The sequence below is a fragment of the Sphaerospermopsis reniformis genome (genome assembly GCF_005402885.1).
Lineage (GTDB): Bacteria > Cyanobacteriota > Cyanobacteriia > Cyanobacteriales > Nostocaceae > Sphaerospermopsis > Sphaerospermopsis kisseleviana.
Genome location: NZ_BJCE01000279.1, coordinates 1 through 6,425, shown reverse-complemented (window position 1 = coordinate 6,425; position 6,425 = coordinate 1). Strand labels below are relative to the sequence as shown.

Here is a 6,425-nt window from a genome sequence, read left to right as displayed (position 1 = left end):
CACAGTACAAATTAGTAGGCTCGAAATGGCAATTAGACGTAGTCCACTAGAGCATCCGCACCGTCATCAAACCATCAATGCTCTCACTCACACAACCACGACATACACGCCTATCAGCACGCTCTCACTCCACCACGCTCTTCACACAGAATGGAGACCACAGTAGCCAGTCCCCAGTCCCCAGTCACCAGTTCGGAAACCCGTACAGAAAAGATTGTTGCCATTTGTTGCTGTTTTTCGGTAGATTAGCACTCAGGAGTTGAGAGTGCTAACTCTGGAGAAAAAATTTATGGCAGCCGTATCTCTAAGCGTATCTACAGTTAAACCTTTAGGCGATCGCGTTTTTGTAAAAGTGACCGCCGCTGAAGAAAAGACCGCAGGTGGTCTATATTTGCCCGACACCGCTAAGGAAAAACCCCAAGTAGGTGAAGTGGTAGCCCTTGGACCAGGCAAGCGGAATGATGACGGTAGCCGTCAAGAATTGGAAATTAAAGTCGGTGATAAAGTGCTGTACTCCAAGTACGCTGGCACAGACGTGAAGCTCGGCACTGATGAATATGTACTACTTTCTGAGAAAGACATTCTAGCAGTAGTCAGCTAATTGAGTGATGAGGGGTCAAACAATTCAAAAGTCAAAAGTCAAAAGTCAAAATTTGAATTTTAGATTTTAGATTTTAGATTTTGGATTTTGGATTTTGGATTTTGGATTTTGGATTGATATAAAATCACACCCCACTTCAGAACTGAAAACAGAAAATTGACAACCAACAAATAACCAATTCCAGAATTACACACCAGAATTACACAGATTATGGCAAAGCGCATTATTTACAACGAAAACGCCCGTCGCGCCCTTGAGCGTGGTATTGATATTCTGGCTGAAGCTGTTGCTGTCACCCTTGGACCCAAAGGTCGTAACGTAGTTTTAGAGAAGAAATTTGGCGCTCCTCAAATCGTCAATGATGGTGTTACCATCGCTAAAGAAATTGAATTAGAAGACCATATTGAAAATACTGGCGTTTCTTTGATTCGCCAAGCTGCTTCTAAGACCAATGACGCTGCTGGTGATGGTACAACCACCGCTACCGTTTTGGCTCATGCAATTGTTAAAGAAGGTTTACGGAACGTAGCTGCTGGCGCTAACGCAATTCTGTTGAAGCGCGGTATTGATAAAGCTACTGCGTTTTTAGTAGAAAGAATTGCTGAACACGCTCGTCCTGTAGAAGATTCTAAGGCGATCGCTCAAGTTGGTGCTATCTCTGCTGGTAACGATGATGAAGTCGGCAGCATGATCGCCCAAGCTATGGATAAGGTGGGTAAAGAAGGTGTAATTTCCTTGGAAGAAGGAAAGTCCATGACCACCGAATTGGAAATTACCGAAGGTATGCGTTTTGATAAGGGTTATATTTCCCCTTACTTCGCTACCGATGCAGAACGGATGGAAGCGATTTTTGATGATCCTTACATCCTGCTCACCGATAAGAAAATTGCTTTGGTACAAGATTTAGTACCTGTACTTGAGCAAGTTGCACGTCAAGGTAAGCCCCTGGTTATTATCGCTGAAGATATTGAAAAAGAAGCTTTAGCTACTTTGGTTGTTAACCGTTTACGTGGTGTGCTGAACGTAGCTGCTGTAAAAGCTCCTGGTTTTGGCGATCGCCGGAAAGCGATGTTAGAAGATATCGCAGTTCTCACTGGTGGTCAAGTCATCACTGAAGATGCTGGTCTGAAGTTAGAAAGCACCAAGCTAGATGGCTTAGGTAAAGCTCGCCGCATCACCATCACCAAAGACAGCACCACCATTGTGGCTGAAGGTAACGAAGCTGGTGTTAAAGCTCGTTGCGAACAAATCCGTCGTCAGATGGATGAAACCGAATCTTCCTACGACAAGGAAAAACTGCAAGAGCGTTTGGCTAAATTATCCGGTGGTGTAGCTGTTGTGAAAGTTGGTGCAGCTACCGAAACCGAAATGAAAGACAAGAAGCTGCGTTTGGAAGATGCTATCAACGCAACCAAAGCTGCTGTAGAAGAAGGTATTGTTCCCGGTGGTGGTACAACCTTAGCTCACCTCGCTCCTCAGTTGGAAACTTGGGCTAACAGCAACCTCAAAAATGAAGAGTTGACTGGTGCTTTAATCGTCGTTCGTGCTTTACCTGCTCCTCTGAAAAGAATTGCAGAAAACGCTGGTCAAAACGGTGCTGTAATAGCTGAAAGAGTGAAAGAAAAAGATTTCAACATTGGTTTCAACGCTTCTACCAACGAATTTGTTGATATGTTGGAGGCTGGTATTGTTGATCCCGCTAAGGTAACTCGTTCTGCTTTGCAAAACGCTGCTTCTATCGCTGGTATGGTGTTAACAACTGAATGTATCATTGTTGACAAACCAGAACCTAAAGATGCTGCTCCTGCTGCTGGTGCTGGTATGGGTGGCGGAGATTTCGATTACTAAGGTCTTTTGTTAACAAATTAAATGATGGCCGCTTCTGTTGGGGGGCGGCTATTTTTTTATGTCACGCAGAGGCGCAGAGGACGCAGAGAAGAGAAATTAAAAATACGTGTGGTATGAATAAATGAAAACTGCTGTAATATAATTATTAAGCTGTTGTGCATTTAATTTGTATAAGTGGAACAGGCATCTTGCCTGTTAAACAAGAGTTCAGAATATTAGGATTATACAATTTAGCTGTGTAACAGCTTAGTAACTTAGTAAAATCCTACTATGAGTACCCAAGTTGAATCTTCTGATCCCAAAGAGCTAATTTCTATAGAAGTTACTAAAGAAGATAAAGAAAAGCTGGAAAAAATAGCACTGCTGAGAGGTATTAGTATTAATGAATATTTATTAAATATTGCTCTCCATGAATCTCAAAAAATTGAGAACATTTTCATCACTGAAGAAGTTAATCTTTCTGCACAAGATTGGCAAATAGTTGTTTCAGCTATAGACAATTCACCAGAAATTAATCCTAAATTAAAACAAGCTATTGAACGTTATCAAGAAAACCAAAAGTAATTTCAAATATCAATAAATTTCAAGCATTTAAAATATGTTATTCACTATTTGTTCTATCAATGAAAAGAATTTGATTAGAAATAACTTTATCAGGAAGTGAGGCAATAATTATTGCCCCAGAGTATTGGAGTATTGTTCACGCAATAAAAGATCAACGGTTATTTAACGCTCACAATAAGCTCCTAAGCCTAAGTCTACATAAATAGTAACAATAATTGCTAGTTCTGCTGATAACATATCAGATAAGTGTGACTGTGCGAAGTAATTGGAAATGAGTCCTAAAGTTTGTGGCAAAGCCATTCGTATAAACTTATTTTCACAAATCCATTCTTGACATTGCTGATCAACTAAATTTAAAACTATATTTGGATCTTCACCAAAACGATTAGCTAATTCTATAATTGCTGCTTTTAAGTCGCCTCCACAGGATTCAAGAACTTTTAGAGCATCCAAAGCTTTGGGATTATTAGAAAATTGATTACGAAACTTTCTAATATCTGCAACTGCTACTGTAGTCATAGTTTGATTGTTGTAAATAAACTTAATAAAAAATTAACAAGTTATTTCTCTTACAAACAACAGTAATTATTCTCAACTATATAAATTAAGTTATACTTTTATTAAATAAAATTACTTAATCTACTTAACCACTAATAACAATAATAGAGTCATTACCTCAAGAATCGGCTATTTTTTGGAAATCGAACCACAGAGACACAGAGGAGGCAGAGGGAGGATTTTGTTTAAAATAGCCAAGAGTTTTACCATTGGCTAATATTACAAGAGTATACTTATGATGTTTTTTGCTGTTGTTGTTGACGGTTAGCTAGTGCTTCCCCTAGTAAAATCGCGGCCATTTGGCTTTTGGTTCTTTGTTCTTGTTGGGCAATTTCTTCTAATGCTGCACAAGCATCTGGATCAATCTTAAACCTAAAACTCGGTTCTTCTTCCTTTGATAAGGCATACTAGGCTTTAAGTTCAATCCCAAATATAATTTTATCATTATTGATTGCATCAACTAAAAGTACATCTGGGAATGTTTGAGATTGACGTTTAAAAGCAAAGCTGAGATATTTGTTTTCCGGGTCCCAAATATTCCTCATTTTATTTAGTCCTTCTACTAGGCTAGATTCAATCGCACTAGAAAATAAAGAACCTACGGCATATACATCAGTAGCATTTATACCTTTTACTACTATTTGAGATTGGAAAAAGTTGGGTAAAGTCCTAATTAATTCATTAATTTTTGTCCATAATTCAAAATATTCCCAAGTGTTATCAGGTGGTTGTTGACTTGGGGGATTTGTATTATTCATAATAATTACTGACCTTGACTAGAGATAATTTTTTCTAACTGGCTAATAAATTCCTCAAAGGGAATTTCTAATGCTAAACAAAATGCCCTTAGTTCTATTACATCTATACGTCTATCTCCTCTTTCACATTTACTAATAAATGATTGAGTTTGATTTAATCGCTCTGCTAACTGCTCTTGACTTAATCCAGCTTGTTTTCTACAGTCACGTAGATAACGTAAAAACAAGTGATACTCTTGGGTAAATATTGTTTTTGTCATTTAACTCACCTAAAAGTGAGTATATAGTCTATTTTAGAATAGTCCAAAATAGAATATTCTGAGATAGAATAGGGACAATGGATGGAAAAAACAAATTTCAGTATGATGGATTATCTGAATGTGGTGGAATTTCTATGTCGATACCTACAACTGTAATCGACGGTGTACATATTGAGATGGCCGATGCTCTCTCTCGCTATGTCAGTTGGCTTTCCCCAACAGTGATAGTATCTGATGGAGCTTATGGACTAGGCTTATTTCCAGGCGATCCTATTAATACAAATGATTTACAAGCTTGGTACGCACCTCATATTGAAGCTTGGTCAAAATACGCACTTCCAGAAACAACTTTATGGTTTTGGTGCAGTGAAATTGGTTGGGCTACTGTTCATCCACTACTAGAGAAACACGGTTGGTTGTATCGTTCCTTCCATGTCTGGGATAAGGGGATCGGACATATTGCCGGCAATGTTAATAGTAAAACTATCAGACGTTTTCCTGTGGTGACAGAGGCTTGTGTTCAATACGTCCGTCATGTAAAACTATCTACAATTGATGGCAAATATTTAACTTTACAAGAGTGGCTACGTTATGAGTGGGAACGCTCTGGACTACCACTTAATAAAACTAATGAAGCTTGTGGAGTGAAGAACGCAGCAACAAGAAAGTATTTCACAAAATGTCATCTTTGGTATTTTCCACCTCCAGATAAAATGGAACAAATTGTGGCTTATGCTAATAAGTATGGAAAACCCACAAATAGACCGTACTTTTCTATAGATGGAAAAACTCCTGTTACAGCACAACAATGGTCAAAAATGCGATCAACTTGGAATCATATTCATGCAGTTACTAATGTTTGGTCAGAACCTCAAGTTAGTGGTGATGAAAGAATAAAATTAGATGGTAAAACTCTTCATAGCAATCAAAAACCTCTCAGTTTGATTGAAAATATTATTACTGCATCTAGCAATGAAAATGATGTAGTGTGGGAACCATTTGGTGGTCTTTGCCCTAGTGCTATTATTTCTTTAAAAAATAAGCGTCGTTGTTATAGTGCGGAAATAAATAATGAATATTATCATGCTGCAAAATCTCGTCTTCAGAGTTTTGTAACCAGTAATTATTTATTCAACACAGTCGAGCATAGCATTAATTTAGAAACCTCTTTGATACAATCTAGAATTATAAATAATGAAGTATTACAACCTCAGCAATTATCCTTATTTTTATAATTCAATATTTTAATAAATGTAATTAATCAGAAAAATATTATAATTGAATATAAATAATCACCACATTTAAGCGGATACTACAAAACAGTTTATCTATGCTATAATAATAATCTAGCCTATCCAACAACCATATACTTTTCAGGAGCATAACCCATGACTCAAAGTATTAACCAACAATCCAATTATCAAAAATTAACTGCAATTGTTAACAACTTGATTGACAATAATCCTCTTTATCTAGAAAATCTTAATAGACAGGAAATGATTGACAACATCAATCATAACTTCGATCCCGCATTTGTCCCTGATGTAAATAGCATTTCCGAAGAATCATTAACTAAACGAATTAAAAGTATTTTATCTTTACATTTAGTCTCGGGAATGCTAAATGATTTTACTCCAGAACAAATGCAAATTTTTGATGAATCTGTAAAGCGTGGTAGTTAAATGGGTTATTTATTAGATAAGCTGTTTTGCAGCTAAATCGAATAAACAGCATTACCTTTATTTTTAACTTTGCGCTCCCATTTAATAATAAGACCTCCTTCGTTTAGCAATTTATTTAATAATTCTTCTAACTGTTCTACTGATTCAAATAATC

At 37.1% G+C, this 6,425-nt stretch carries 8 protein-coding genes and 1 pseudogene; 5 read left to right on the top strand and 4 right to left on the bottom strand.

From position 1 onward, the window contains the following. Window positions 1-289: 289 nt before the first annotated feature. The 3 genes from groES to FFR48_RS24195 all read left to right on the top strand — a co-directional run bounded on the left by groES (window position 290) and on the right by FFR48_RS24195 (window position 3,013). Window positions 290-601 (top strand): co-chaperone GroES, encoded by a 312-nt coding sequence (gene groES, locus FFR48_RS24205; protein ID WP_096572532.1) that lies wholly within the window; start codon window positions 290-292, stop codon window positions 599-601. Between the two features lie 210 nt (window positions 602-811). After that, a complete protein-coding gene (gene groL / locus FFR48_RS24200; protein WP_096565147.1) occupies window positions 812-2,449 on the top strand; it encodes a chaperonin GroEL in 1,638 nt (545 codons plus the stop codon). A gap of 270 nt (window positions 2,450-2,719) precedes the next feature. Further along, window positions 2,720-3,013: a type II toxin-antitoxin system TacA family antitoxin gene (locus FFR48_RS24195; RefSeq protein WP_137669131.1), complete on the top strand. Its 294-nt coding sequence runs from the start codon at window positions 2,720-2,722 to the stop codon at window positions 3,011-3,013. 162 nt (window positions 3,014-3,175) lie between these two features. On the opposite strand, the gene FFR48_RS24190 is transcribed toward FFR48_RS24195, so the two are convergent. From FFR48_RS24190 to FFR48_RS24175, 3 genes are all read right to left on the bottom strand, one after another. Next, the gene (locus tag FFR48_RS24190; RefSeq protein WP_137669130.1) at window positions 3,176-3,532 is read right to left on the bottom strand and encodes a hypothetical protein; all 357 of its coding nucleotides are present in this window, start codon (window positions 3,530-3,532) and stop codon (window positions 3,176-3,178) included. A gap of 446 nt (window positions 3,533-3,978) precedes the next feature. Continuing rightward, window positions 3,979-4,329 carry a hypothetical protein gene (locus FFR48_RS24180; protein ID WP_137669129.1) on the bottom strand — a complete coding sequence of 117 codons (351 nt, stop codon included), beginning with the start codon at window positions 4,327-4,329 and terminating at the stop codon, window positions 3,979-3,981. Between the two features lie 5 nt (window positions 4,330-4,334). After that, window positions 4,335-4,589, bottom strand: a complete 255-nt coding sequence (locus FFR48_RS24175) for a helix-turn-helix domain-containing protein (protein WP_137669128.1) — start codon at window positions 4,587-4,589, stop codon at window positions 4,335-4,337. Window positions 4,590-4,723: 134 nt separating this feature from the next. Here FFR48_RS24175 and FFR48_RS24170 point away from each other — a divergent pair, with 134 nt between their 5' ends. Next, window positions 4,724-5,824 carry a DNA methyltransferase gene (locus tag FFR48_RS24170; protein ID WP_137669127.1) on the top strand — a complete coding sequence of 367 codons (1,101 nt, stop codon included), beginning with the start codon at window positions 4,724-4,726 and terminating at the stop codon, window positions 5,822-5,824. A gap of 153 nt (window positions 5,825-5,977) precedes the next feature. Beyond that, the gene (locus FFR48_RS24165) at window positions 5,978-6,271 is read left to right on the top strand and encodes a hypothetical protein (RefSeq protein WP_096565139.1); all 294 of its coding nucleotides are present in this window, start codon (window positions 5,978-5,980) and stop codon (window positions 6,269-6,271) included. A gap of 32 nt (window positions 6,272-6,303) precedes the next feature. Here the strand turns inward: FFR48_RS24165 and FFR48_RS24160 are convergent. After that, a pseudogene (locus tag FFR48_RS24160) lies at window positions 6,304-6,425 on the bottom strand (IS630 family transposase); the annotation flags it as partial.